Origin of the sequence: Nocardioides caldifontis (assembly GCF_008087345.1) — a bacterium.
Lineage (GTDB): Bacteria > Actinomycetota > Actinomycetes > Propionibacteriales > Nocardioidaceae > Marmoricola_A > Marmoricola_A caldifontis.
This window is the reverse complement of record NZ_VHIB01000027.1, coordinates 1-2,784: the sequence shown is the minus strand read 5'-3', so window position 1 is coordinate 2,784 and position 2,784 is coordinate 1. Positions and strand designations below refer to the sequence as shown.

Sequence of the window (2,784 nt, the reverse complement as noted above, 5' to 3'; positions counted from 1 at the left end):
GAGATGCCCTTCGGGTTGAGAGCGTTGGAACCGTCGCAAGTCCCAATCTCCCAGCCCGCAAGGGCATCCTTGCGCTACGGCACGCCCACGACACCGTCAGCAGAGCGATCGTCGGTGGATCCGGGCTAAGTCATCGAGCCCATATGCCCGGACCTGCTTCCACTTGTCCTCAGCGGTCCGCTCCGTGGCCCATGTGTCCCGCTCGGTCCACGGACGCAGGATGGCTTCGACGTAGGTGGTGTCTGCCGTGGCCGTGCCGTCAGGTGTCTGATCACGCTTGGAGTAGTCCGAATCAGCCTTTGTGCCTGGGCTCTTGTCGACTGACAGCTCCCATACCGAGAGTCCTGCAGGAACAAAAGCGGTGCCAGCTTCTGTGCGAACGGAGCCGTCCCAGTCGCCAGCGGAGACCCCTTCGTCGGCCGGCATGCCGAGGCGCACGACGCCGGGCGATGTCTCCAGAATCAATCGCCTCACGAGGCGAGGCAGCTCAGCCTGTGCTTGTCGCGTGTTAGCCCACGACTTCAGTCGCTCTCGGTCTGTGTAGCCAGGCCTAGTCACATCTTCTCCCCCGTCCATCGCCGGCCAGCAGGCAGATACCAGTCGACGACCTGGGACAATCTACCGCCCTTAGGACCATGGGTGAAGAAGGCCTCACGCGCTCCCTCCGCCGTTGCCGAACGACCTTGATGGTCGATTCTGGCGGCTGAATCTGACCCTTAGGCATTCAGCTGCCTCAACACGCGCACGGATCTGGGATGTTTGATCGGCGCAGCCACTCGTGTCTTATCGCCGCGTAATCGTCCTGTCGACCTCTTTCTCGTTCGACGGCATCGTCCGCTCGGCGACGCGGTTCTTGCACAGCGGTGTTGCGCCCGTCGGGCGGGGCTGCGTCAAACGATGTGACATCACCTCGTTGCCTTCAGGGCTAGGAACCAACAGGGTCCGCTGTCCGATCAATGACCCGACTCGGCTTCGAGATATTCGAGGCATCGACTCCCGAACTGCGTCCGCTGGTAGCCGGACGCAAAGTACGTCATCGGATCATCGCTTGGCTCCGACGGGACCGGCTCGCCTTCAATGCTCCCGTACCGCTCAGCGACTTCTTTCGCGAACTGATACTTACTCAACTCTGCATAGAACTCTCCAACAACCTGAAGATAATCGTCGTCGTTGTTCTCGATTAGTCCGGCGCGTTCAAGAACAGGTAGGATGGCCAGGCTGTGCTCCACCCGCTCAATAATTGCCTTGAGGTCGGTCCACTGCGGTGAAGGCTCCACTATTGCAAGAAGTTTTATGTGCGGCTCCTCCAATTGAGCTAACGCAAAGACGAGCAGTCGATTCTCATCAATTAATGCGCCGTCGTCACGGAGACCGTTGGCGAGTGCCCGCCCCAGCGCGCGCACCTTCCTTTGATTGATGGAGTCTGATGCCGCGAGGAGGGCGTCGTTGAGCAAGTCGGGTCCGCCGTCGAGCACGAAGGCGTAGTCAACGAGCTCCTCAGGTGCTTGGTCGAGATCCTCCGCTGCCGCAACAAGCATTTGAGTCACGCTTTGTTGACGTGCAGCGCGCAGTTCCCCCCAAGCCTTCTCGGCCACACGCACGATGTACTCACTGGCCACCGCGCCGACAACGGCCCCAGGAACCCCACCTATGGACGCCCCGAGTGCGGCCGGGACGGCACTTGCCGCGGCACGAACCCCTATGGGGGCTGCGTTTGTCAGACCGCCTGAGGGCTCCTGTTCGGACACTGTCTGATTGTCCACAAGTCGCCGACCGTGTGCGAGCCGTTCACAGGGTCACGAGGGGCACCAGGGTCCGGGCGATGACGCACTCGAACGGCGCCATCCGGGCGCAGCGAAGGCATCGTCGCGGGCCTCGTAGAGCCTGGGGCCGCGCGGTCGATCGGTTCCGAGATCACGTGCAGCGCGATCCGCACGTTCGGATCTGAGGCATTCCCCCGCCCAGGGGACACGACTCCCACTCATCGTCGGCCAGACTCACCTGTATTCGCCCGCACGTCCGCGTTGCCCGACCATGCTGGTTGACGGCCGAGGGACCGGACCTCCCAAAGTCGATTCGACCGACGTGCTCGAGATAGTCGTCCCGACTCCCTCGACTTACAGGCGACGCCTCGATCTTGCCTCGACCGCCAGTTCTACGTAGGCCTGCAAAGCTGCTTGGGCGCGTTCAAAACTTCCCCCGAAAGCTCCCCCTTGCAGGGGCCACCACGAGTGACTGGCGTTTTCAAGCTCCTGCAGCATCCGCTCGGGCAGCGGACTGGTCGCGTACCGCTCGATCTTGGTGTGGCCCCCGATCCAGTGTTCGGCAAGGCCCCAAGCCGCCGTGCCACTGGCGGTTTCCCAGTCCTTGATCAGTGCGGATATAAGGATCTCAGCTCGAAAGAAGAGTTCTTGTAGTTCCGCATCGCCGATGGCGAATCGCCGAGCCGCGGGTGTGAGGATCAGTTCGAGGCTGTCCGAGGCCGGGGTGTCTTGGACTCGACTTGGCCGACCGCGGTCGTACGCAATCAGGACCTCCTCGGTCACTTCATGCCCACTGAGGACGCCTAGGAGTAGCTGGGGAAACTCCCACTCGTCGCCGAACGGCGTCCACGGCGATAGTACGCGCGGCACCGGTACGGAATGTCCATGTAGTTCCAGTTGAGTCCCCGATAGTGGTGTAGCGCGGTCGTCGAGATCGTCGCCGGCGTGTACGTCGGAACGAAGCGCGGCCACCGCGTGATCCTTCGAGTCAACCTTCCACAGAATCCTCGAGGACCATCAC

General features: G+C 62.0%; 3 protein-coding genes. All 3 read right to left on the bottom strand.

Annotated features, from left to right (window positions below):
• Positions 1–96: 96 nt before the first annotated feature.
• The 3 genes from FIP57_RS23475 to FIP57_RS22905 all read right to left on the bottom strand — a co-directional run bounded on the left by FIP57_RS23475 (position 97) and on the right by FIP57_RS22905 (position 2,735).
• The gene (locus FIP57_RS23475; protein ID WP_162529950.1) at positions 97–474 is read right to left on the bottom strand and encodes a hypothetical protein; all 378 of its coding nucleotides are present in this window, start codon (positions 472–474) and stop codon (positions 97–99) included.
• Positions 475–953: 479 nt separating this feature from the next.
• On the bottom strand, positions 954–1,748 hold the full coding sequence (locus FIP57_RS22910) for a Z-ring associated ZapG family protein (protein ID WP_148576221.1): 795 nt from the start codon (positions 1,746–1,748) through the stop codon (positions 954–956).
• A 369-nt stretch (positions 1,749–2,117) separates the two neighbouring features.
• A complete protein-coding gene (locus FIP57_RS22905) occupies positions 2,118–2,735 on the bottom strand; it encodes a hypothetical protein (protein ID WP_148576219.1) in 618 nt (205 codons plus the stop codon).
• Between the last annotated feature and the right edge of the window lie 49 nt (positions 2,736–2,784).